The sequence below is a fragment of the Microvirga pudoricolor genome, assembly GCF_016892705.1.
GTDB classification, from domain to species: Bacteria; Pseudomonadota; Alphaproteobacteria; order Rhizobiales; family Beijerinckiaceae; genus Microvirga; species Microvirga pudoricolor.
Map to the genome: position 1 here is coordinate 1,887,590 of NZ_JAFEMB010000001.1, position 21,640 is coordinate 1,909,229.

21 protein-coding genes and 1 pseudogene are annotated in these 21,640 nt (G+C 65.6%); 15 read left to right on the forward strand and 7 right to left on the reverse strand.

The genetic code is table 11. The annotated features are described in order from the left end of the window. Nucleotides 1–1,052: 1,052 nt before the first annotated feature. Both ILT42_RS22815 and ILT42_RS23060 read left to right on the forward strand, forming a co-directional pair. On the forward strand, nucleotides 1,053–2,429 hold the full coding sequence (locus tag ILT42_RS22815; RefSeq protein WP_229428367.1) for a DUF4041 domain-containing protein: 1,377 nt from the start codon (nucleotides 1,053–1,055) through the stop codon (nucleotides 2,427–2,429). Nucleotides 2,430–2,441: 12 nt separating this feature from the next. After that, nucleotides 2,442–2,573 (forward strand): hypothetical protein, encoded by a 132-nt coding sequence (locus tag ILT42_RS23060; RefSeq protein WP_267874410.1) that lies wholly within the window; start codon nucleotides 2,442–2,444, stop codon nucleotides 2,571–2,573. Nucleotides 2,574–2,589: 16 nt separating this feature from the next. On the opposite strand, the gene ILT42_RS08880 is transcribed toward ILT42_RS23060, so the two are convergent. The 4 genes and pseudogenes from ILT42_RS08880 to ILT42_RS08895 form a co-directional block, all read right to left on the reverse strand. Then, on the reverse strand, nucleotides 2,590–2,958 hold the full coding sequence (locus ILT42_RS08880; RefSeq protein WP_204215074.1) for a type II toxin-antitoxin system VapC family toxin: 369 nt from the start codon (nucleotides 2,956–2,958) through the stop codon (nucleotides 2,590–2,592). Between the two features lie 24 nt (nucleotides 2,959–2,982). Then, nucleotides 2,983–3,180, reverse strand: coding sequence for a type II toxin-antitoxin system VapB family antitoxin (locus tag ILT42_RS08885; RefSeq protein WP_204215075.1), 198 nt, complete (start codon nucleotides 3,178–3,180; stop codon nucleotides 2,983–2,985). 66 nt (nucleotides 3,181–3,246) lie between these two features. Continuing rightward, nucleotides 3,247–3,750, reverse strand: a pseudogene (locus ILT42_RS08890) (MOSC domain-containing protein); the annotation flags it as partial. Nucleotides 3,751–3,854: 104 nt separating this feature from the next. Continuing rightward, nucleotides 3,855–5,087 carry an argininosuccinate synthase gene (locus ILT42_RS08895; protein ID WP_204215077.1) on the reverse strand — a complete coding sequence of 411 codons (1,233 nt, stop codon included), beginning with the start codon at nucleotides 5,085–5,087 and terminating at the stop codon, nucleotides 3,855–3,857. Between the two features lie 210 nt (nucleotides 5,088–5,297). On the opposite strand from ILT42_RS08895, the gene ILT42_RS08900 reads away from it, so the two are divergent. The 10 genes from ILT42_RS08900 to trpB all read left to right on the forward strand — a co-directional run bounded on the left by ILT42_RS08900 (nucleotide 5,298) and on the right by trpB (nucleotide 15,912). Then, nucleotides 5,298–5,924, forward strand: a complete 627-nt coding sequence (locus tag ILT42_RS08900; protein WP_204215078.1) for a 2-hydroxychromene-2-carboxylate isomerase — start codon at nucleotides 5,298–5,300, stop codon at nucleotides 5,922–5,924. Between the two features lie 112 nt (nucleotides 5,925–6,036). Beyond that, nucleotides 6,037–7,947: an acyltransferase family protein gene (locus tag ILT42_RS08905; RefSeq protein WP_204215079.1), complete on the forward strand. Its 1,911-nt coding sequence runs from the start codon at nucleotides 6,037–6,039 to the stop codon at nucleotides 7,945–7,947. Nucleotides 7,948–8,666: 719 nt separating this feature from the next. After that, nucleotides 8,667–10,367: a 30S ribosomal protein S1 gene (gene rpsA / locus ILT42_RS08910; RefSeq protein WP_204215080.1), complete on the forward strand. Its 1,701-nt coding sequence runs from the start codon at nucleotides 8,667–8,669 to the stop codon at nucleotides 10,365–10,367. A 123-nt stretch (nucleotides 10,368–10,490) separates the two neighbouring features. Beyond that, nucleotides 10,491–10,997, forward strand: a complete 507-nt coding sequence (locus ILT42_RS08915) for a GNAT family N-acetyltransferase (protein WP_204215081.1) — start codon at nucleotides 10,491–10,493, stop codon at nucleotides 10,995–10,997. Nucleotides 10,998–11,172: 175 nt separating this feature from the next. Then, complete coding sequence (gene sppA / locus ILT42_RS08920) at nucleotides 11,173–12,141, forward strand: signal peptide peptidase SppA (RefSeq protein WP_407664524.1); 969 nt, start codon at nucleotides 11,173–11,175, stop codon at nucleotides 12,139–12,141. Between the two features lie 26 nt (nucleotides 12,142–12,167). After that, the gene (gene ihfB, locus ILT42_RS08925; RefSeq protein WP_204215083.1) at nucleotides 12,168–12,467 is read left to right on the forward strand and encodes an integration host factor subunit beta; all 300 of its coding nucleotides are present in this window, start codon (nucleotides 12,168–12,170) and stop codon (nucleotides 12,465–12,467) included. Between the two features lie 149 nt (nucleotides 12,468–12,616). Continuing rightward, the gene (locus ILT42_RS08930; protein ID WP_204215084.1) at nucleotides 12,617–13,003 is read left to right on the forward strand and encodes a lipopolysaccharide assembly protein LapA domain-containing protein; all 387 of its coding nucleotides are present in this window, start codon (nucleotides 12,617–12,619) and stop codon (nucleotides 13,001–13,003) included. Between the two features lie 24 nt (nucleotides 13,004–13,027). Next, nucleotides 13,028–13,966, forward strand: coding sequence for a bifunctional Delta(1)-pyrroline-2-carboxylate/Delta(1)-piperideine-2-carboxylate reductase (lhpI, locus tag ILT42_RS08935; protein WP_204215085.1), 939 nt, complete (start codon nucleotides 13,028–13,030; stop codon nucleotides 13,964–13,966). An 18-nt stretch (nucleotides 13,967–13,984) separates the two neighbouring features. After that, on the forward strand, nucleotides 13,985–14,698 hold the full coding sequence (locus ILT42_RS08940; protein ID WP_204215086.1) for a phosphoribosylanthranilate isomerase: 714 nt from the start codon (nucleotides 13,985–13,987) through the stop codon (nucleotides 14,696–14,698). After that, the gene (gene trpB, locus ILT42_RS08945; RefSeq protein WP_324617705.1) at nucleotides 14,695–15,912 is read left to right on the forward strand and encodes a tryptophan synthase subunit beta; all 1,218 of its coding nucleotides are present in this window, start codon (nucleotides 14,695–14,697) and stop codon (nucleotides 15,910–15,912) included. The genes ILT42_RS08940 and trpB overlap by 4 nt, the downstream gene beginning before the upstream one ends. Before the next feature lie 19 nt (nucleotides 15,913–15,931). On the opposite strand, the gene ILT42_RS08950 is transcribed toward trpB, so the two are convergent. Then, nucleotides 15,932–16,702 carry an AAA family ATPase gene (locus ILT42_RS08950; RefSeq protein WP_229428368.1) on the reverse strand — a complete coding sequence of 257 codons (771 nt, stop codon included), beginning with the start codon at nucleotides 16,700–16,702 and terminating at the stop codon, nucleotides 15,932–15,934. A 122-nt stretch (nucleotides 16,703–16,824) separates the two neighbouring features. On the opposite strand from ILT42_RS08950, the gene trpA reads away from it, so the two are divergent. The 3 genes from trpA (at nucleotide 16,825) to ILT42_RS08965 (ending at nucleotide 20,113) form a co-directional block, all read left to right on the forward strand. Next, nucleotides 16,825–17,679, forward strand: a complete 855-nt coding sequence (gene trpA / locus ILT42_RS08955; protein WP_204215088.1) for a tryptophan synthase subunit alpha — start codon at nucleotides 16,825–16,827, stop codon at nucleotides 17,677–17,679. A 204-nt stretch (nucleotides 17,680–17,883) separates the two neighbouring features. Continuing rightward, nucleotides 17,884–18,753 carry an acetyl-CoA carboxylase, carboxyltransferase subunit beta gene (gene accD / locus ILT42_RS08960; RefSeq protein ID WP_204215089.1) on the forward strand — a complete coding sequence of 290 codons (870 nt, stop codon included), beginning with the start codon at nucleotides 17,884–17,886 and terminating at the stop codon, nucleotides 18,751–18,753. 34 nt (nucleotides 18,754–18,787) lie between these two features. Continuing rightward, complete coding sequence (locus tag ILT42_RS08965; RefSeq protein WP_204215090.1) at nucleotides 18,788–20,113, forward strand: bifunctional folylpolyglutamate synthase/dihydrofolate synthase; 1,326 nt, start codon at nucleotides 18,788–18,790, stop codon at nucleotides 20,111–20,113. Between the two features lie 69 nt (nucleotides 20,114–20,182). Here the strand turns inward: ILT42_RS08965 and trxA are convergent, their stop codons facing one another. Both trxA and ILT42_RS08975 read right to left on the reverse strand, forming a co-directional pair. Next, on the reverse strand, nucleotides 20,183–20,503 hold the full coding sequence (trxA, locus tag ILT42_RS08970) for a thioredoxin (RefSeq protein WP_204215091.1): 321 nt from the start codon (nucleotides 20,501–20,503) through the stop codon (nucleotides 20,183–20,185). Between the two features lie 134 nt (nucleotides 20,504–20,637). Next, nucleotides 20,638–21,640: PD-(D/E)XK nuclease family protein (locus tag ILT42_RS08975; RefSeq protein ID WP_204215092.1), on the reverse strand; the 1,003-nt coding region annotated here is incomplete at its 5' end.

Below are 21,640 nucleotides of genomic sequence, written 5' to 3' on the forward strand. Positions count from 1 at the left end.
TCGATCTCCCTGGGCTTTGAGGCCCTTTGGCTTTGAGCGAAACCCGCAAGGCCCGGCCGCCCCTCTGTAGGGGAAGAGCCGCCAGACCCGCGAGAGCCCGATCCGCAACGGATCGGAGCAACCGCGTGGGAGCCTATATAGAACCCAGATCAGAGCATTTCTAATGACAGAGAGGCGTCAAAGCCCTGATTTTTCAGCAACATGATTGCAAAGGACGCAGGCTCTCGCGCCCGCGCCGGAAGCTATGCCGCGCATTCTCCCTCTCCCGGCCGGGAGAGGGCCGGGGTGAGGGAATGCGGGGTCTCGCGAGGCAGGGCATAGCCGGTGCGCGACAGGCCCTCTCCCTCCTTGTGGGGGAGAGATGGAGAGGGGGGTGTGAGCGCCACCATCTCCAGAGCGTGGCGCCGCCCCGCATTTCCGACTTCTCACCACCGCAAGTCTGGCCTGCCCGATATCTGTGAGGCGCGCGCGTTGCGCTTCCGCATTCCATTCTGAGCGGTCGCGCCCTCACCCCTGCCCCTCTCCCGCCCGGGAGAGGGGATGCTTGCCATGTGCCTGTGATGTCAAAGAGCAAGTACCTCTATCCCGGGCGCAGGCTGCGTCCAGGCGTGTGATCCAGGAGAGGGGCGCGCGAGAGACGTCCGGCTCGGCTGGTGTGAAGTGGTTGATGAGCCGGATGGCCCCTCGCGCACGGAGTTTTCAGGCGGACGGTGGGGCACCCTGGGCCGAGACTTCCGGGGCGGGGGTTTGCGTCTCTCTGCCAGGGAGCATGTGTCCCCAGCAGCAAGACGGCCGGCCCGCGGCTCGGTCTCAGGTCAGCCCTGTGCCGTCACCGGGCCCCCTGGCATGCGGGTTTGCGACACCCTCACCCAGGACCGCTCGGCCGGTCCGCTTGCGACGCCTCGCGAGCGCGCCCCTTGTGACCAACCGATGCAAGACAGTTACATCAAGCATGGCCGTATGTCAAGAACAAACACAGAACAAAAAGGCATCTTCTCAACTCTCGGGTGAGTGATATAGAGTTCTATAAACCACTTCCATTTGAGTTGATCATGGAAATTTTAACTGTTGTTTTGGCGCTTGCCGTGCTCGCCATGCCGTTTCTGCTGATTTTCGCTATCTACAAGTGGTGGGCGGTGCGGCGTGAGAGGAAAATAAAAGAAGCCCAGTTGACTGCTGTGATCCAAGCGTTGGAAGTCCGTTTCAAACCCGTGACTGACATCGAGATGGAAGTGAAGCGCTTGGAAGGGGAGGCCAAGTCCCTGCGGTTTGATATTGAGACTTTGCGGGCGGATTACAAAACCAAGCGATCATCCTATGACCTGCTCCTGAAAGAGGTCGCGATCTTCGATGAGAAAATTGCGTTCGCCGAGATGGGAGTCTACGAGCCCCACTTCGATTTCACCGACAGTGAGGCTTACAAAGAAGCCATACAAACCATCCGTGAGAATCAAAAGATCATGGTCACTCTCGGAACCGCTGTCGTCTGTAAAACGCAATGGACGGTCGATGGCAGTGCCTCGAAAGGCAAGACCATGACCAATCGCGCCATCAAGCTCACGCTCCGGGCCTTCAATAATGAATGTGAAGCATCCATTGCCAATACCCGTTGGAACAACGTGAATGCAATGGAGAAGAGGATTGTTCGGGCGCAAGAGCAGGTCGACAAGCTCAACGCGTCGAACTCCATCTCCATCACGAAAGAGTACTTGGGCCTTAAGCTGAAAGAGCTTTATCTGACCCACGAATACCGCGAAAAGCTCAAGGCGGAGCGGGAGGAACGCGCGGAGGCGGCCCGCTTAGCCAAGGAAGAGCAGAAGCTTCTTCGTGACATGGAAAGGGCCGAGGAAGAAGAAGCTCACTATGAAAAGCTGCTTGCCAAGGCGCGATCCGAGGCCGCAACGACGACGGGTCATCAGCTTGAGGTATTCACAAGCCAGATCAAGATTCTGGAGCGCGATCTCGCGGAAGCGCATGCGAAGTTCGAACGCGCACAAGCCATGGCCGAAAAGACCCGCTCCGGTTATGTTTACATCATATCGAATATGGGATCGTTCGGCGAAGAGGTGATCAAGATCGGATTGACGCGGCGGCTCGATCCTGCCGACCGCGTGCGCGAGTTGGGGGATGCCAGCGTCCCATTTACGTTCGACACCCATGCCATCATCTACAGCGAAGATGCCCCAGCTCTCGAACGGGCCTTGCACAACGAGTTCGAGAAGACGCGCGTAAACGCTCAGAACAATCGCAAGGAGTTTTTCCGAGCCTCAATCGACAAGGTTGAAGAAGCCGTGAGACGGTTGGCTCCGGATGCAGCGTTTTTCAAGGACATTGAGGCGCAGGAGTATCGAGAGACGTTGGCGCGGCGGCAGATCATGTTGCAGCAAGCGATCGTCCCCGAAGTCAGGTGTCTACCCGAGACCATCTGAGCTAGACTCGGCGTGCTTCTCGACACGCCCCACGGGGCCCGTCTCATCCGCGCCTTCGACGCTATCCGCGACACCGGCCTGCGTCGCAAGGCGGTGGAACTCGTCGAGGCCATCGCGCGGGTCGGGACCCGGGCTGAGGCGTGAGGAACGCGGCGTGGCCTCATGCGAAGCCGGCCGAGAGGCTCAGCCGCAGGGCTGCGCGGTCCAGCCGCTTGTCGCGTGTCCAAAGCCTCGCGCCCACCGTCAGTCGCGTCGCCGCAAGAAGGTGGGCGTCGATGAAGCCGATGCCGATTCCGTGAAGCCCTTCCCGTTCGATCAGGCCCATGACTTCCTCGTCGGCGGCCACCACCGCGCGCGGCAGGAGGCCGAGGAGTTCGAGAACGGTATGGCGGTTGCGAAGGGTGCCAAGGGCCAGCTCGCCCAGGATGAAGGGATGCAGGACGACCCGACCCGCTTCGAGCTGGCGAACCAGTCCGTCATCCCCCAACCTCAAATGGTCGATCCAGACCGAGGTGTCGACTAGGATCATGCCGGACGGATCATTCTGGAAGGATCAGGCGGGATCGGAGGAGCGTCGCGGAGCCGGCTTCAGATCCGGTTCGCTGCCGCCGAGGCGGGCGAGGCGTCGCGCGCTCTCCCGCTGGATCAAGGCTTCGAGCGCTTCCCGCACGAGGGCGGATTTTTCGCGCAGGCCGGTCATGGCCTGCGCCTTGACCACCAGGGCATCGTCCAAGGCAATCGTCGTGCGCATCGTGATCCAATTCCGTTCAGGCATGGAATATGGCATCGACCGATGCGCGAAACAATGCCCCGAGCCCTAAACCCGCTCTAGCCGCCGGTGCGGCTCCGGTGGGAGCGTCACCGCGATGGCGTCTCCGGGCCGCACTTCGCCGCCCTCTAGCATCACGCCCATGATGCCCGTCTTGCGCACGAGGGTGCCGTCCGGGTCCCGGTCGAGCACGGCCTTCAGGAGGCCGGGCTGGAAGGCGTCGATCTGGGCGCAGGGGTTGCGCAGGCCGGTGATTTCCACGAGAGCGGATGCGCCGAGCTGGAGTCTCGCGCCGACCGGCAGGCCGAGCAGGTCGATGCCGCGCGTGGTGACGTTCTCGCCCATTTGGCCCGGCGCGACGGAATAGCCCTTTGCGGCCAGCTCGTCGAACAGCTCGACGTGGATCAGGTGCACCTGGCGCAGGTTCGGCTGCGTCGGGTCGACGGCCACGCGGGAGCGATGCTTCACGGTCTCGCCCGCATGGGCATCGCCCTCGACGCCGAGCCCCGCGAGCAGGCGGATGCTGCTGGCGTTGGGCTTGCTGAAGGAATGGGCTGGATGGCGGTCGTCATGGCCGGGCTTGACCCGGCCATCCCTGTCTTACGGCGTAGCCCGCGGATCCCCGGGTCGAGCCCGGGGATGACGGTGAAGGACGCTTACAGCCCGAGCTTCTTCTTGCGCTGCGCGAGCGTGCGCAGGCGGAGCGCGTTGAGCTTGATGAAGCCTGCGGCGTCGCGGTGGTCGTAGGCGACGGCGCCTTCCTCGAAGGTCACGAGGTCCTGGTCGTAAAGCGAGTACGGGCTCTCACGGCCAATCAGGTGGACACCGCCCTTGTAGAGCTTGAGCTTCACCTCGCCGGTGACGAATTCCTGGCTCTTGTCGATGAGGGACTGGAGCATCTCGCGCTCCGGCGAGAACCAGAAGCCGTTATAGATCAGCTCGGCGTATTTCGGCATCAGCTCGTCCTTGAGGTGAGCAGCACCCCGATCGAGCGTGATCGACTCGATGCCGCGATGAGCCAGATGCAGGATCGTGCCGCCGGGCGTCTCGTACATGCCCCGGCTCTTCATGCCCACGAAGCGGTTTTCGACGAGGTCGAGGCGGCCGATGCCGTTGAGGCGCCCGAGTTCGTTGAGCTTGGCCAGCAGGTCCGCCGGGCCGAGCTTTTGGCCGTCGATGGCGACGGGATCGCCCTTCTCGAAGGTGATCGAGATGACGGTCGGGGTATCGGGGGCCGATTCCATGTCGTTCGTGCGCGAATAGACATAGTCCGGCACTTCCATGGCCGGATCCTCCAGCACCTTGCCCTCCGAGGAGGCGTGCAGGAGGTTGGCGTCGACGGAGAACGGCGCCTCGCCGCGCTTGTCCTTGGCGATGGGGATCTGGTGCTGCTCCGCGAACGCGATGAGCTGCTCGCGGGAGCGCAGGTCCCACTCGCGCCAGGGTGCGATCACGGTCACGTCGGGCTTGAGGGCGTAGTAGCCGAGCTCGAAGCGCACCTGGTCGTTGCCCTTGCCGGTGGCGCCGTGGGAGACGGCGTCCGCCCCCACCTTCTCGGCGATCTCGATCTGCTTCTTGGCGATGAGCGGGCGGGCAATGGAGGTGCCCAGAAGATACAGGCCCTCGTACTGGGCGTTGGCCCGGAACATCGGGAACACGTAGTCGCGCACGAACTCGTCGCGCAGGTCCTCGATGAAGATGTTCTCGGGCTTGATGCCGAGAAGCTCCGCCTTCTTGCGGGCCGGCTCCAGCTCCTCGCCCTGGCCGAGATCGGCCGTGAAGGTCACCACCTCGCAGCCATAGGTGGTCTGGAGCCACTTGAGGATGATCGAGGTGTCGAGGCCGCCCGAATAGGCGAGCACGACCTTGTTGACGCGCTTGTCGGCCATGGCAAGGATTCCGGAAAATGAATGACGCTGCGGGGATTAAACGGGAAGCCCCGGCGGCGCAACGGGCAATCGCAGGACGCTATGCTTCTCCCGCAGTCCTGACCGGAGACCGTTGACCTGCCAGGACTTCAGGGGATGGGATAGGGCGATTCGCGCCGGGATGCGTCACGGCGCCCCCGCCTTCCATCCGCTCCAGCCAGAGACCCGGCCATGCCCCGTCCCACCCTCGAATTCTGGTACGATTTCGCCTCCACTTATTCCTACCTGTCCGCCATGCGGGTGGAGACGCTCGCCCAGGAGGCCGGCGTGACCCTGCTGTGGCGGCCGTTCCTGCTTGGGCCGATCTTCGCCGCCCAGGGCCTCACCACGTCGCCCTTCAACCAGTTTCCGGGCAAGGGCCAGTATATGTGGCGGGACCTGGAGCGGGAGGCCGCGCGGCTGAAGCTGCCCTTCTACCGGCCGCAAACCTTCCCCCAGAACAGCGTGGGGGCAGCCCGCATCGCCCTCGTGGGAGTCGAGCCGGGCTGGGCCCCGGCCTTCACCCGGGGGGCCTTCGCGGCTCAGTTCGGCGGGGGGCGGGACATCGGCGACCCGGCCACCCTGGCCGACGTGCTGGAGGATCTGGGCCTCGATGCGGATGCCGTGATGGCCCAGGCGCAAGCGGAGCCCAACAAGCTGCGCCTGCGCCGGATGGTGGAGGAGGCCCAGGCGCGCGGCATCTTCGGGGCGCCCGCCTTCGTGGCGGAGGACCGGGAGATGTTCTGGGGCAACGACCGACTGGAGCAGGCCCTCGACTGGGTGGTGGCCCAGGCCCGACGGTCGGGGCTGCCGGTGTGAGGCGCGCCCCGAATGTCGAAGTCAGGCTTCAAGGGCGGGCCAGCGGCGATGTCAGCATCGTAAAATATATAACATTGTTGAATCGGAGAAGATGCCATGATACTGCCTCTCCATGATGTACCGCCCCGATATCGACGGCCTGCGCGCTGTGGCTGTATTGCCAGTCCTTCTGTATCATGCAGGATTCGCAGTCTTTAGCGGCGGTTTCGTAGGCGTCGACATTTTCTTCGTTATCTCAGGGTACTTGATCACAAGTATCGTCTATACGGAAATACAAGAAAAGCGCTTTTCTCTACTGTCTTTCTACGAGCGACGTGCGCGGCGTATTCTCCCGGCACTGACTGTTGTGATTGTGGCGTCGGCCGTCGCGGCGCTTTATTTGCTCGTGCCCGGAGATTTGGTGGCGTTCGGGCGGAGCCTGATTGCGGTCGTATTGTTCTCGTCGAACATCCTCTTTTGGAGTGAAGCCAACTATTTCGACAGTGCTGCAGAACTCAAGCCGCTGCTCCATACATGGTCGCTGGCGGTCGAGGAGCAGTTTTACATCGCCCTGCCGTTTCTTTTGATCCTCTGCGCCCGCAAGCGCGTGCCTGTGTCATGGGCGATTCTTGGCTTCGCCATTGTGTCTTTCGGGGTCAGCATTTGGAGCGTTCGCTACGCCTCGACCGCGGGATTCTACCTGCTGCCGTCCCGGGCTTGGGAGCTGTTGATAGGCTCCTGTCTCGCCCTCCAGATCGTGCCTCAAGTGCGAAGACCAGGCTTTCGGGAAGCTGCCGCAACTCTCGGCTTGGGGTTTATCCTCGTGGCCGTATTCATGTACTCCAAGGAAACGCCCTTTCCGGGCTTGTACGCCCTGCTGCCCTGCTTGGGCGCAGCTCTCATGATCCATGCAGGAACCCACGGAGGGAGCCGCGTTGGCACGGTTTTGAGTTGGGCTCCGGTCGTGTTCATAGGCAAGATCTCTTACTCGCTCTATCTCTGGCACTGGCCGATCATCGTTTTCGCCAAATATTCTCTGGCGCGGGATCTCACGGCTCTGGAGGGCTCCGCAGCATTGGGTCTTTCTTTTATGGCCGCCATAGCCTCTTGGGCCTTTATCGAGAGGCCCTTCCGTGAGCGCCGCTGGTTGGCATCGCAAAAGAAGATCTTCGCGGGCGTCGCGGCGTGCAGTGTCTTTTTGATTGGACTCGGCGGATCTCTTGACGCGACGCGGGGGCTTCCGCAGCGATTTCCGGCTTTGCCGCAGACGATTGCTGGGCCTGAGCATTGGAACCCGAACACCTGCTTTCTCATCCCGGGAGACGAGTGGAAGCCCGAGACCTGTACGATCACGGGAGTTCACCCGACCCGCGCTCTCCTTTGGGGAGACTCGCACGCGGCGCATTATGTCCCTGGGTTCATGCATCATCGAGGCGCTTTTGCCGTCAGTGTCATGCAGTACACGAAATCCTTGTGCCAGCCCGTCTTCAATTTTCCCCTGCCGGCGGAATTGAGGTGCGATTCCTTCAATGATGCGGTCCCGCGCATCATTGCCGAATATGGAATCAAAACCGTCATCATGTCTGCCGGCTGGGGAACGTATGGCGATCGGAAGCTTTTCGACAAACAGCTCGCTTACACGATCGATCAATTGCACAAGCTTGGCGTCAAGGTAGTCTTTATTGCGCGTGGGCCTGTATACAATTTCTTGAGTCCCCTTCATGAGCTGAAAGCAAGGGGAATCGAAAACCAGATCCCGGCTGATTACTATGCATCAAGTCCGATGACTCCCAGTTTCAATAATCCCTTCCGGAGAGTGGCCGCTAAAGCAGATTATTTCTTTGATCCGCTCGAAACAACATGCCGAGTCAAGGAATGTCTCTTCATTTCGAAGGGACGCTTATTAACAATCGACTCCGGACATCTTTCAGTTGATGGCAGCGCTTACGTTATCGATGAATTCATCAACAAGATGCGCTCTGCCGGCGATCCTGCCGGTCTTTTACAGTCATCGGCAACAGTGATGACAGGGGCAAGGCCGTAAGGCGCCGGACCCCATGTTCAAACGGGCTTCCTGCGTCGAGGGCCCTTCAGAATGCGCAGATGACACCTTCCTCGAACAGGCGCTGAAGGCTGCCGGTGTGTGGCCGTTTCGTGCGTCGCTGTCGCGAAGCCCCGAGGACTCTCTCAAACCGCTGGCGGGCCGCCGAAAGCGTTCGGGCCGGAAGTGCCGCGCCTGAAATAGATCTCGGTGATCATCCAGATATCGTAGGCCACAAGCGCCAGGATCGCACCGGCGGCCTAGACCGGTTGGATCAGGGCAGGCTTGAGAACGAGGCGCAGAAATGCCCGTCGACCCGTGCGTCCTCTCCACTGGAACAGGGTAGAAGCGTCCACACATAAGGTTTGCCGCAACAAAAATATCGCTATAACGTATTGTAATCTGACAGAATACACCTCACCAATCCAGAAGCTTGAGCTCGGAAGCCTTGAGTTTTTCGCTCGTTTAGGATAAGAGAGGCCCCATCCACGAGTCTGACGGGTTGCAGAGGGTCGAGGGTGCGTGCTACGCGCCCCTGACGCGTTGCCTGAAGGCTCGCGGACCACGCGTTTTCATTCGTCGACGCTACGCCGGCCCGCTTTCGAGCGGCATGCCCGGAACAGGGCCCTGAAGGGGCGTTCCTGGCAGCGGCGGTTGAAAACGCACCTGTCACACCAACCGCCGGCGATGCCCCTTAAAAAGAGGGCCATTCAGGAGAACATATGTCTGCAGCTTTGCAACAGCCGAGCCGTGAGGATTTCGCGGCCCTGCTCGAAGAGTCCTTCCGCACGTCCGAGATCAACGAAGGCTCGGTCGTCAAGGGTACCGTGGTCGCGATCGAGAAAGACGTCGCGGTCATCGATATCGGCGCCAAGACCGAAGGTCGCGTCGCCCTGAAAGAATTCGCCGGCCCCAATCGCGACCAGACGATCAACGTCGGCGATGAGGTCGAGGTCTATGTCGAGCGCATCGAGAACGCGCTGGGCGAAGCCGTCATCTCGCGCGACAAGGCTCGCCGCGAGGAAAGCTGGGTCAAGCTCGAGAAGGCGTTCGAAAACGGCGAGCGCGTCAACGGCACGATCTTCAACCAGGTCAAGGGCGGCTACACGGTCGACCTCGACGGCGCCGTGGCGTTCCTGCCGCGCTCCCAGGTGGACATCCGCCCGGTGCGCGACGTCACCCCGCTCATGGGCGTCGCCCAGCCGTTCCAGATCCTCAAGATGGACCGCCGCCGCGGCAACATCGTGGTGTCCCGCCGCACGGTTCTCGAAGAGAGCCGCGCCGAGCAGCGCTCCGAGCTCGTGGCCAATCTCGAAGAGGGTCAGGTCATCGACGGCGTGGTCAAGAACATCACCGAGTACGGCGCGTTCGTTGATCTCGGCGGCATCGACGGCCTGCTCCACGTCACCGACATGGCATGGCGCCGCGTGAACCATCCGTCCGAGGTGGTGAACATCGGCCAGACGGTGCAGGTCAAGATCATCAAGATCAACCACGACACGCACCGCATCTCGCTGGGCATCAAGCAGCTCCTGGCCGATCCGTGGGAGGGCATCGCCGCCCGCTACCCGGTCAACGCCAAGCTCAAGGGCCGCGTGACGAACATCACCGATTACGGCGCGTTCGTGGAGCTGGAGCCGGGCATCGAAGGCCTGATCCACGTCTCCGAGATGTCCTGGACCAAGAAGAACGTCCACCCCGGCAAGATCATCTCGACCAGCCAAGAGGTCGAGGTCGTGATCCTCGAGGTCGACCAGGTGAAGCGCCGCATCTCGCTGGGCCTGAAGCAGACGCTTCAGAACCCGTGGGAGGCCTTCGCCGAGAAGCATCCGGTCGGGTCCGAGGTCGAGGGCGAGGTCAAGAACAAGACCGAGTTCGGCCTGTTCATCGGCCTCGAGAACGACGTCGACGGCATGGTGCACCTGTCGGACCTGGACTGGAACCGTCCGGGCGAGCAGGTCATCGACGACTTCAAGAAGGGCGACATGGTGCGCGCCCAGGTTCTCGACGTGGACGTCGAGAAGGAGCGCATCTCGCTGGGCATCAAGCAGCTCGGCGGCGACCCCTTCGCGGAGGCCGGCGAGTTCAAGAAGGGCCAGATCGTCACCTGCGAGGTGATCGAGGTGAAGGATGGCGGCATCGACGTGAAGATCGTCGACACCGACCTGACCACCTTCATCAAGCGCAACGAACTGGCCCGTGACCGTGCCGACCAGCGCCCCGAGCGTTTCGCCGCCGGCGAGAAGGTCGATGCCCGCGTCACGCAGTTCGACCGCAAGGCGCGCCGCGTCACCCTCTCCATCAAGGCCCTCGAGGTCGCCGAGGAGAAGGAAGCCATGGCGCAGTACGGCTCGGCCGATTCCGGCGCTTCGCTCGGCGACATCCTGGGCGCGGCCCTCAAGGCCCGCACCGACAAGAAGTAAGCAGGGCGGGCCACGGCCCGCTCCTCCGGATTCCGGTCCGGGAACCCCTCAAGGAAACCCGCGCGAGCGATCGCGCGGGTTTTTTGTTGACGCGCGGCGCCTCCTTCCGGTCCAAGGACGCTCATGCTGCCCCGCTTCCGAACCAAACGGCTTCTCCTGCGGCCGCGCACGATGCGGGACTTTGCGGATTGCCTCGCCATGGACCGGGATCCGGACGTGACGCGCCACGTCGCGGGCCCCTGGGGCGATCCGGAGCGGCACGAGCGCTTCCTGCGGCAGCGGATCCGGGCGGATTTCGGGCCAGGCCTCGGCTATTGGACCGTGGCGACGGAGGGCGCGCCGGACACCTTTCTGGGCTGGGTCATGCTCATCCCCGAGGACGGGACCGGGCCGGAGGTCGAGATCGGCTGGCGCTTCTGCCGGCGCGCCTGGGGCCGGGGCTACGCGACGGAGGCGGCCCGTCCGGTCCTGGCGCACGGATTCCGGACCCTGGGACTGGCCCGAATCGTGGCGGCCATCGCGCCGGGCAACGCGGCCTCGATCCGCGTGGCCGAGAAGATCGGGCTGAGGCCCGCGCCCGGTGGGCAGGCCTATGCCGCCACCTGCGACGACCATGCGGGCCGGGGCTAGGCGCTCCCTTGCCTCCCGGCCCGGCGCCCTATCTCCCTTGAGATGCGCGCCTTTTTCCGGCACAGGGGATCGGATCCGATCCTGACGTTGCGGAATTTGGTTCAGCAGAATCAGTTTCCGCACTACGGTGCGCCCCCACAGATGTCCGGCCGCGCCGGCCGCCCTTGCTAGAGACATGCCCATGCTGGATGCCGAAGCCATCGCCGACCGCCGCCGCCTGCGCCGCAAGCTGACCTTCTGGCGGGTGGCCGGGATCCTGGCGCTCATCCTCGCCGTGGGCGTGGCCGGCTTCTTCGCGGCCGGCCGGCCCGGAGTCGAGCGCGGGCGGGCCCACGTGGCCCGGATTCTGGTCAACGGCGTCATCACGGGCAATCAGCGGCTGGCCGACCTGATGCGGGACGTGGGTGAATCCCGCGCCGTGTCCGGGGTGGTGATCTCCATTTCCAGCCCCGGCGGTACCACCACGGGCTCGGAGGAGCTGTTCCGCAACATCCGGGCGCTCGCCGCCAAGAAGCCCGTCGTGGCCTTCGTGGACGGAACCGCGGCCTCCGGCGGCTACATCACGGCCATCGCGGCCGACCATATCGTGGCCCGGGATACGTCGCTCGTCGGCTCCATCGGCGTGCTCTTCCAGTACCCCGACATGACCGGCCTTCTCGACCATGTGGGCGTCAAGGTGGAGGCGATCAAATCCGCGCCTCTCAAGGCGGAGCCCAGCGGTTTCCGGCCCACGAGCCCCGAGGCCCGCGCGGCGCTCCAGGAGGTGGTGAACGATACCTATGCGTGGTTCAAGCGCCTCGTGCAGGAGCGCCGGCGCATGACCGAGGCCGAGCTCGCCACGGTGTCCACCGGCCAAGTCTTCACGGGCCACCAGGGCGTGCCCCTCAAGCTCGTCGACGCGCTGGGCACCGAACGCGACGCCGTGGCCTGGCTCGAGCGTGAGAAGGGCGTGCGCCAGGACCTGCCCGTCCGCACCTGGGAGCCGCGGGGCGACCGGGACTTTTCCCTCTTCGCCATGGCGGCCTCGGGAGCCGATCTCTTCGGTCTGGGAGGGCTTGGAGCGACGTTGCGTCAGGCTTCCGCGGCCGCCGACAAAGCTCGGCTTGACGGTCTCCTGGCCCTCTGGCAACCTACTGAAAAATAAAGCTTCATCAAAGATCTAGCCGCCTCATGATCAAATCTGAACTCGTGCTCAAGATCGCTGAGCAAAATCCGCACTTGTACCAACGCGACGTCGAGAACATCGTGAACGCGATCCTCGACACCATCGCGGACGCGCTCGCGCGCGGCGACCGGGTCGAATTGCGGGGCTTCGGAGCCTTCGCGGTGAAGAAGCGCGACGCCCGCACCGGCCGCAACCCCCGCACGGGGGAGGCCGTGTCGGTCGAGGAGAAGGTCGTGCCGGTTTTCAAGACCGGCAAGGAGATGCGCCTGCGGCTGAACGCGGGCGCCAAGGCGTCTCTTCGATAAAGGCATCCCTTCGCTGACGGCGTCCCAGCACTGAGGACGTCCCTGCGCCGGGCGCGGACGGGCCGGATCCCGCTCCGGCCGACGCAACCCAAAGCGGCCCTCGGGGCTTGTCCCTGGGCTTCCATGTCAAACCCCCGGAGGGATCTCGCATGATCCGCTTTCTCAAGGCGTTGATTCTGCTGCCCATCGCCATCGTGGTCGTGCTGCTGGCGGTGGCGAATCGCGACCCCGTCACCCTGTCGCTCGATCCGTTCTCGGGCGACGTTCCCGAAATCGCCTTCCAGCTCCCTCTCTTCGCGGTGATCTTCGCGGCCGTCATGCTGGGCGTCGTGATCGGCGGCGTGGCCGCCTGGCTCGCCCAGGGCAAGCATCGCCGCGCCCGCCGCCAGTTCCGGCGCGAGGCCAACCATCTACGCCACGAGACCGAGCGCCTGCGCGCGCAGGTGCCGGCCAAGGGGCCAGCTGACGGGCCCGCCACGGCGTCTCGGGGCTCCGGCAATCTTCCCGCCCTGTCCTCGTCCCAGTCGTCCTTCTAGCGACCCCTGTTCCAGAAAGCCGCCATGCACGTCATCACGTCCGCCGAGATCGATCGGGTTCTCACCTTCCCGGCCCTGATCGACGCCCTCGCCGAGGCCTTCGCGGGCGACATGGAGACGCCTGTCCGGCATCATCACGAGGTCGAACGGGCGGGAGGGCCCGGCACGCTCCTGCTGATGCCGGCCTGGACCGGTCCCGGCGCCCGGGCCGGGTACCTGGGCGTGAAGATCGTGACGGTCTTTCCCGAGAACGGGACCAAGGGCCTGCCGAGCGTGCTGGGCACCTACCTGCTCATGGACGGCGAGACCGGCCAGCCCCTCGCGGGGCTCGACGGCACCCGCCTCACCGTGTGGCGCACCGCCGCGGCATCGGCCCTGGCCGCCCGCCACCTGGCGCGGCCGGACGCCTCCCGGATGGTGATGGTCGGGTCCGGAGCCCTCGCGCCGTTCCTGATCCGCGCCCATGCGAGCCAACGCCCGATCCGGGACGTGGCCCTATGGAACCGCAACGTCGCCAAGGCCGAGACCCTGGCCGAGGAGCTGCGCCGGGAGGGCCTGCCGGTGCGGGCCGTGGCGGATCTGGAAGCGGCCGTGCGCGAGGCCGACCTCGTGTCCTGCGCGACCCTGTCCAAGGAGCCGCTCGTGCGGGGGGACTGGCTCAAGGAGGGAACCCATCTCGATCTCGTGGGCGCCTTCAACCTCTCCATGCGCGAGGCCGACGACGAGGCCCTGCGGCGGGCGGAGGTTTACGTGGACACCCCGGCCGCCCGGCACGAGGGCGGCGACGTCGCCCTGGCCCTGAAGAGCGGCGCCATCGCCGAGAGCCATGTCAGGGGCGACCTGTTCAGCCTCTGCCGCGCCCCGGTCCGCCGCAGCCCCGGCGCCATTACGCTGTTCAAGTCCGTGGGAACAGCCCTGGAGGACCTGGCTGCGGCGATGCTGGTCTGGCGCAGCCAGCGGTGATCGGCGTAAAAGCCTCCCATGGATCACATCATCAAGATCTGCGGGCTCTCGACCCCTGAAACCCTCGACGCCGCCCTGGGAGCCGGGGCGGATTGGGTCGGTTTCGTGCGCTTTCCCCGGAGTCCGCGCCACGTGAGCCTGGATTCCGGCCGCGTCCTGTCGGCACAGGCCAGGGGCCGGGCCCGGCGGGTCCTGCTCCTGGTGGACGCGGACGATGCGGCCATCGCGGAGGCTCTCGAGGCCCTCGATCCCGACCTGCTCCAGCTCCATGGGCACGAGACGCCGGAGCGGGTGACGGCGATCCGGGCACGGTTCGGGCGTCCCGTCATGAAGGCCGTGGGGGTGGGCGAGACCGCCGACCTGGAGGCCGTGACGCTCTACCGGGCCGTGGCCGACCACGTTCTCCTCGATGCCAAGCCCCCGAAGTCGCCCGATGCCCTGCCGGGCGGCAACGGGCTGCCCTTCGACTGGCGCCTGCTGGCCGGACTCCGGCCCGGAGACGCACTTGACCCTGGCGGCCCCTTCATGCTGTCAGGAGGACTCCATCCCGGCAACGTCGCCGAGGCCATCGCGCTCACCCGCCCGCAGGCCGTCGACGTCTCGTCCGGCGTCGAAATCGGGCCGGGCCTCAAGGACCCGGACAGGATCGAGGCTTTCGTGAAGGCCGCGCGGGCAGCCTTCGCGGCGGCTCCCCCGGCTCCCGTGGCCCAACAGCAAGGCATCCCGTCGTGACAGCGCAGGCACACCCCAACTCCTTCCGCACCGGCCCGGACGAGCGCGGCCATTTCGGCACCTTCGGCGGACGCTTCGTGGCCGAGACCCTGATGCCGCTGATCCTCGAGCTGGAGAAGGCCTATAACGACGCCAAGGCCGACCCGGCCTTCCATGCCGAGATGCGGTCCATGATGACCCATTACATCGGCCGCCCGAGCCCGCTCTATTTCGCCGAGCGGATGACCGAGCATTTCGGGGGGGCGAAAATCTACTTCAAGCGCGAGGAGCTGAACCACACGGGCGCCCACAAGGTGAACAACGTGCTGGGCCAGATCCTGCTCGCCCGCCGCATGGGCAAGAAGCGCATCATCGCCGAGACCGGCGCGGGGCAGCACGGGGTCGCGACCGCCACCCTCTGCGCGCGCTACGGCCTGGAATGCATCGTCTACATGGGCGCCGTGGACGTGGAACGGCAGAAGCCGAACGTGTTCCGCATGAACATGCTGGGCGCCAAGGTCGTCGCGGTGGAATCGGGCACCCGCACCCTCAAGGACGCCATGAACGAGGCCCTGCGCGACTGGGTCACCAACGTGGCCGACACCTTCTACTGCATCGGCACGGTGGCGGGGCCGCACCCCTATCCGGCCATGGTGCGCGACTTCCAATGCGTCATCGGCGAGGAGACCCGTGAGCAGATGATGCAGGCGGAAGGCCGCCTGCCGGATTCGCTCGTCGCCTGCATCGGCGGCGGCTCCAACGCCATGGGACTGTTCCACCCCTTCCTGGACGACCGGAATGTGGAGATCTACGGGGTCGAGGCGGCGGGCCACGGGCTCGACAAGCTCCATGCGGCCTCCCTCACGGGCGGGCGTCCGGGCGTGCTGCACGGCAACCGCACCTACCTGCTCATGAACCATGACGGCCAGATCGAGGACGCGCATTCGATCTCGGCGGGCCTGGACTATCCCGGCATCGGCCCCGAGCATTCCTGGCTGCACGAGATGGGCCGGGTGACCTACATTTCGGCCACCGACCAGGAGGCGCTCGACGCCTTCCAGCTCTGCTCGCGCCTGGAGGGCATCCTGCCCGCCCTGGAGCCTGCCCATGCGCTCGCCAAGGTGGCCGAACTCGCGCCGGCCAAGCCCAAGGACCACCTGATGGTGGTCAATATCAGCGGGCGCGGCGACAAGGACATCCCGCAGATCGCCGAGATCCTGGGAACGCGGCTCTGATCGGGCGCGTTTCGCGCGCTCAGTCCTCCATCATCATCTCGACGAACAGGCCCGGATCCTGGAAGAACTCGCGCATGAGCCGGAAGTGCCGGGTCTCCTCGAGGGTCACGGGCCCGAGGCCGTGGGGGGTCAGGCCGAGCAGCCGGGCGCCAGGAAGGGCCATCAGGAGCGGCGAATGGGTGGCCATGATGATCTGGCACACGCCTGAGCGGTCCATCCGCCGCAGCAGCTTGAGGAACTCGATCTGGCGCGAGGGCGAGAGGGCGGATTCCGGCTCGTCGAAGATGTAGAGGCCCTGGCGCTGGCAGCGCTCCTCGAAGAAGCGCAGGAAACCCTCCCCATGGGAGTGGGACAGAAAATCCGGCGGCCTCTCGCCCGCGTCCAAGGCCGCTGTGTCGAGATAGCGCGACACCGAGAAGAAGCTTTCGGCCCGAAAGAACCAGCCGCGGGTGACCTTCGGCAGCCATCCGGCCTTCAGGGCCTGGGCCAGGCTCCCGCCCATCGCCTCCACGGCGCCGGAATGATCGACCGGCCGGTATCCGTTGCCGCCTCCCGCCTCGTCGAAGCCCGCAAGAGCGGCGATGCCTTCGAGGATGGTCGACTTCCCGACCCCGTTCTCCCCGACGATGATCGTGACGGCGCGGTCGAACGCGAGCGAAAACCCGGCCTGCCCGAAGATCGGCAGGCAGAACGGATAGGCGGCCCCGTCGGGCACCCTGTCCGGGTCGAGCCACACCCGTCTCAGGTAGGGAGCCGTCAACTTCGTCAACGGGGCATTTCGCTTGGACATGCGAGGGCGGACCTTCGGCTGGCGGCCCGTTGCCCCGTGCGGACCGGATGCGGCACGGGGTTTCACGGGGTAGGGCGATAAAACTTTTATCAATCAAACGGCCTATGCTAAAGACCGCGCCCATGACGAACCGCATCGACACGAACCGCATCGAAGCCCGTTTTCAGAAATGCCGCCAGGAAGGGCGCGCCGCCCTCGTGACCTATGTCATGGCGGGCGACCCCGATCCCGAGACCTCCCTCGACGTCCTGAAGAGCCTGCCTGGGGCCGGGGCCGATATCGTGGAATTCGGGCTCCCCTTCACGGATCCCATGGCCGACGGCCCGGCGATCCAGGCCGCGGGCCTGCGGGCGCTCAAGCAAGGCCAGGACCTCGCGGGCACGCTTGCCCTCATCCGCCGATTCCGGGACGAGGACGCGAGCACGCCCGTGATCCTCATGGGCTATTTCAACCCGATCTTCATCTACGGCGTCGAGCGGTTCCTGGTGGACGCCAAGGCGGCGGGCGTGGACGGCCTCATCGTGGTGGACCTGCCGCCCGAGGAGGACGACGAATTGTGCCTGCCGGCGCTGCAGGCCGGGCTCGCCTTCATTCGGCTCGCCACCCCGACCACGGACGACAAGCGGCTGCCGGCGGTTCTCGAAAACACGGCGGGCTTCGTCTATTACGTGTCGATCACGGGCATCACCGGCATGGCGACGCCCGATTTCGGCAAGGTCTCGACGGCGGTGGAGCGCATCAAGCGCCACACGCCGCTCCCCGTGGTGGTGGGTTTCGGCGTCAAGAGCGGCGCTCATGCGGCATCGGTCGCGCAAGGCGCGGACGGGGTCGTGGTGGGGTCCGCTCTGATCGACGCCCTCAAGGGCACCCTTGATGAGAACGACCGCGCCACCTCGCGCACGGTCGAGGCCGTCACCACATTGGTGAAGGATCTGGCCGCCGGCGTGCGCTCGGTCTCGAAGAAGGCGGCCGCTTAGGTGTGATCGCAGGCAACCAGGTTTCATCGCCGGGAAGCCGATCCTCTCTGCCCTCATCCTGAGGAGGCGCAAAGCGCCGTCTCGAAGGAGGTTCCAGAGAGCACTGGAAACGCCTCGTCCTTCGAGACGCCCGCTGCGCGGGCCCTCAGGATGAGGCTCAGGGAAGTGCCACATGGCGCCGACCCTGAAAGGAAGGAAAAGACCATGAACTGGATCTCCGAAGTCGTTCGGCCCAAGATCAAGACGCTGTTCAAGCGGGAGACGCCGGACAATCTCTGGATCAAGTGCCCGGATACCGGACAGGTCGTGTTCCATAAGGACGTGGAGGCGAACCAGTGGGTGATCCCGGGCTCCAACCACCACATGCGCCTCTCGGCCACCCAGCGCCTCGCGCTCATGTTCGATGACGGCCAGTGGACCGACATCGCCCTGCCGGAGGTCACGGCCGACCCCCTGAAGTTCCGCGACCAGAAGCGCTACGTGGACCGCCTCAAGGAATACCGCGCCAAGACCGGCCAGGTGGATGCCTTCAAGGTGGGATCCGGCGCGGTCGAGGGCGTGCCGATGACCGTGGCGGTGCAGGATTTCGGCTTCATGGGCGGCTCGCTCGGCATGGCGGCGGGCGAGGCCTTCATCAAGGGTGCCGAGACGGCCCTGGAGAACCGCACGCCCTACGTGCTGTTCGCCGGCTCTGGGGGCGCGCGCATGCAGGAGGGCATCCTGTCGCTCATGCAGATGCCCCGCACCACCGTGGCGATCCGCCGCCTGCGCGACGCCAAGCTGCCCTATCTCGTGGTGCTCACCAACCCGACAACGGGTGGCGTGACGGCGTCCTACGCCATGTTGGGCGACGTGCATCTGGCCGAGCCCGGCGCCCTCATCGGGTTCGCGGGCGCTCGCGTCATCGAGCAGACGATCCGCGAGAAGCTGCCCGACGGGTTCCAGCGCTCGGAATACCTGAAGGACCACGGCATGGTGGACATGGTGGTGCATCGTCACGACCTGAAATCCACGATTGCGCGCCTGTCGCGCCTCTTCACCAAGGCGCCCGTGGCCGAAGAGCTAGCAGCGTAACGAGCGGCGTAACGAGACGGTCGGGGGCAGGGCGATGGATTCCTCAGATGCGCTGATCGCGCGCTTTCTCGCCCTGCATCCCAAGACCATCGACCTGTCCCTGGGCCGCATCCAGCGGCTGCTCGGCCAGCTCGGCCACCCGGAGCGCCGGCTGCCGCCGGTGATGCACGTGGCGGGAACCAACGGCAAGGGCTCCACCATCGCGTTCATGCGCGCCATCCTGGAGAGCGCGGGGCTGGCGGTACACGTCTACACATCGCCTCACCTGGTGCGCTTTCACGAGCGCATCCGCCTCGGACGCATCGGCGGCGGCCATTACGTTACGGAAGACAGGCTCGTCGAAGCGTTCCGGCGCTGCGAGGCCGTCAACGCGGGCGCGCCCATCACGGTGTTCGAGATCACCACGGCGGCCGCGCTGCTGATCTTCGCCGAGGAGCCTGCCGACGTGCTGCTCCTGGAAGTGGGCCTCGGCGGACGGTTCGACGCCACCAACGTCATCGACCACCCGGCCGCCTCCGTCATCGCGTCCATCGGGCTCGACCACGCGGAGTATCTCGGCACGACCCTGGAGGGCATCGCCCGCGAGAAGGCCGGCATCTTCAAGCGCGGCTGCCCGGCCGTCATCGCGCCGCAGGATTACCGGGCCGCCGACGAGGTGCTGCGCGCCGAGGCCGAGCGCGTGGGCGCCTCTCCGGTGCTCGTGGGCGCGCAGGATTTCTCCGTGCACGAGGAAGGCGGCCGGCTGGTCTACCAGGACGAGGACGGGCTCCTCGACCTGCCGCTGCCCCGGCTCGTCGGCCGGCACCAGTTCATCAACGCCGGCACGGCCGTGGCGGCGCTCAGGGCCGCGGGCTTCAAGGGATTCGAGGCGGCGGCTTTCGAGAACGGCCTGCGCACCGCCGAATGGCCGGGCCGCCTGCAGCGCATCGTGAAGGGACGCCTGTCCGAGATCGCCCCCAAGGATTGCGAGCTGTGGCTCGACGGCGGCCACAACCCCGACGGCGGACGCGTGCTCGCGGCCGCCATGGCCGAGCGCGGCGAGCGCAGCGACGCACCCCTCGTCATCATCGCCGGCATGCTGGGCACCAAGGATTCGGAAGCCTTCTTCAAGAACTTCTCGGGCCTGGCCCGCGAGGTCATCGCGGTGCCCATCGCGGGCCAGATCGCGGCGCGCCCGGCGGAGGAGGTGGCCGCCATCGCGGCGAGCGTGGGCCTGACTACCAGGGTGCAGCCCAGCGTGGCATCGGCGCTCGCGTCCCTGCACGACTACGTCTGGCCGCACCCGCCCCGCGTCCTGATCTGCGGCTCGCTCTACCTCGCCGGTGAGGTGCTGGCCGCGAACGGGACCCTGCCGCAGTAATCTGCATCGAAGAGCCCGCAACGAAAAAGGGGCCTTCCGGCCCCTTCGTCGAAATGCAGTCGCAGAGGGTCAGGCCGAAGCCTGAATCCACTTGGTCAGGTCGCCCTTCGGGGCAGCGCCCACCTTCTGGGCCACGACCTTGCCGTCCTTGAACATCATCAGGGCCGGAATCGACCGAATGCCGAGCTGGGACGAGATCTGAGGGTTCTCATCCACATTCAGCTTCGCGATCTTCACCTTGCCGGCCATCTCGTCCGAGATTTCCTCGAGGGCCGGGCCGATCATGCGGCAGGGACCGCACCACTCGGCCCAGAAATCGACCACCACGGGCTCGGCGGAGTTCAGCACATCCTGGGCGAAGCTCGAATCGGTCACCTTTACGGTCGCCATACGTCACCTTTGTCGTTTGACGCGACTCAACGATCGGAGCCGCCGGTCATGGCCATAACGTAAGAACCGGGTCCCCTGGAATCAAGGAAGGCCAGGTTTCTCACAGGCCCATCGATCTCGCGGAGCCGGCGTCCTCACGCGGCTGCGATCCGGGTGAGCGCGCGGTCCAAGTCCGGCGCCCGCAACTCCTGGATCACCGGTCCGGAGGTCCAGACCAGGAAGGTCCGAACGGTCTTGTCCGGATAGATGTCCTGCAGCAGGAGCCGGTAGAGGGCGAGCTGGGCCACATAGGCGGCCGGAGGTGGCTCGCCGGGGCGAGGCGGACGCGCGGTGGTCTTGAAATCCGCCACCAGAACCTCCCGGTCCAGCACCGCGAGCCGGTCGATCTGGCCCGAGACCATCAGGGGACCGGAGGCGGTCATCACCTGGCCCGCGATGGGGGCTTCCGCCCGGGAGGCTGGGCCGAAGAGTGGATTCAGGGCCTCGTGGGCCAGCACGTTGAGGGCGTTGGCCACCACGGCTTCGGCGACTCCCGCGGGCAGGCGCGGGGCGCGAGCCTTCACATAGGCCCGCGACAGGTCCACCCATTGCGCCTCGGGCCAAGCGGGGAGGCGCTCCAGAAGGGCGTGGACGAGGGTTCCGCGCAGGCGCGCCTCGGGCGCGTAGGGACCGTCGCCGGGCCGGGTGATCCGGTCGGCGGCGCCAAGGGCGCCGGAGGGCCGGATGGGCGGAAGCGGTTCGGGCTCCTGGGGCACGGGCCGCGTGAGCCACTCGGGCACCGTGACGGGTTCCGATGGCGCCGCCGGCGGTTCGGCCGGCCGGGCGCGGGTCTTGCCGTCGCGCCAGACGTCGATCTCGCCGTAGGGCGCCACATCGCGCACGAGGCCGCCCACCTTCGCCACCAGGCCGCGCCGGATCATCTCGCACCAGGCGTTCTCCGGTGCTTCCTTGGAGCCCATCCAATAGGGCGCGATCACGAGCCGGTCCTTGGCCCGGGTCATGGCCACGTAGAGCAGGCGGTTGTGCTCCTGTCGGCCTTTCTCGTCCCGCTCCTCGCGGGCCTCGTGCGTGACGGCGCAATCGTGCTTGGCGCCGGGGGACCAGACCGGCAGGCGGTCCGGCCCGTCGTTCAGGAGC

What these genes read in the sequence shown, in the direction of transcription:
- ILT42_RS22815 (WP_229428367.1), top strand. Translation starts at nt 1,053, where the DNA reads ATGGAAATTTTAACTGTTGTTTTGGCGCTTGCCGTGCTCGCCATGCCG.
- ILT42_RS08880 (WP_204215074.1), bottom strand. Translation starts at nt 2,958, where the DNA reads ATGATCCTAGTCGACACCTCGGTCTGGATCGACCATTTGAGGTTGGGG.
- ILT42_RS08885 (WP_204215075.1), bottom strand. Translation starts at nt 3,180, where the DNA reads ATGCGCACGACGATTGCCTTGGACGATGCCCTGGTGGTCAAGGCGCAG.
- ILT42_RS08895 (WP_204215077.1), bottom strand. Translation starts at nt 5,087, where the DNA reads ATGGCCGACAAGCGCGTCAACAAGGTCGTGCTCGCCTATTCGGGCGGC.
- ILT42_RS08900 (WP_204215078.1), top strand. Translation starts at nt 5,298, where the DNA reads ATGCCCCGTCCCACCCTCGAATTCTGGTACGATTTCGCCTCCACTTAT.
- ILT42_RS08905 (WP_204215079.1), top strand. Translation starts at nt 6,037, where the DNA reads ATGATGTACCGCCCCGATATCGACGGCCTGCGCGCTGTGGCTGTATTG.
- rpsA (WP_204215080.1), top strand. Translation starts at nt 8,667, where the DNA reads ATGTCTGCAGCTTTGCAACAGCCGAGCCGTGAGGATTTCGCGGCCCTG.
- ILT42_RS08915 (WP_204215081.1), top strand. Translation starts at nt 10,491, where the DNA reads ATGCTGCCCCGCTTCCGAACCAAACGGCTTCTCCTGCGGCCGCGCACG.
- sppA (WP_407664524.1), top strand. Translation starts at nt 11,173, where the DNA reads ATGCCCATGCTGGATGCCGAAGCCATCGCCGACCGCCGCCGCCTGCGC.
- ihfB (WP_204215083.1), top strand. Translation starts at nt 12,168, where the DNA reads ATGATCAAATCTGAACTCGTGCTCAAGATCGCTGAGCAAAATCCGCAC.
- ILT42_RS08930 (WP_204215084.1), top strand. Translation starts at nt 12,617, where the DNA reads ATGATCCGCTTTCTCAAGGCGTTGATTCTGCTGCCCATCGCCATCGTG.
- lhpI (WP_204215085.1), top strand. Translation starts at nt 13,028, where the DNA reads ATGCACGTCATCACGTCCGCCGAGATCGATCGGGTTCTCACCTTCCCG.
- ILT42_RS08940 (WP_204215086.1), top strand. Translation starts at nt 13,985, where the DNA reads ATGGATCACATCATCAAGATCTGCGGGCTCTCGACCCCTGAAACCCTC.
- ILT42_RS08950 (WP_229428368.1), bottom strand. Translation starts at nt 16,702, where the DNA reads ATGTCCAAGCGAAATGCCCCGTTGACGAAGTTGACGGCTCCCTACCTG.
- trpA (WP_204215088.1), top strand. Translation starts at nt 16,825, where the DNA reads ATGACGAACCGCATCGACACGAACCGCATCGAAGCCCGTTTTCAGAAA.
- accD (WP_204215089.1), top strand. Translation starts at nt 17,884, where the DNA reads ATGAACTGGATCTCCGAAGTCGTTCGGCCCAAGATCAAGACGCTGTTC.
- ILT42_RS08965 (WP_204215090.1), top strand. Translation starts at nt 18,788, where the DNA reads ATGGATTCCTCAGATGCGCTGATCGCGCGCTTTCTCGCCCTGCATCCC.
- trxA (WP_204215091.1), bottom strand. Translation starts at nt 20,503, where the DNA reads ATGGCGACCGTAAAGGTGACCGATTCGAGCTTCGCCCAGGATGTGCTG.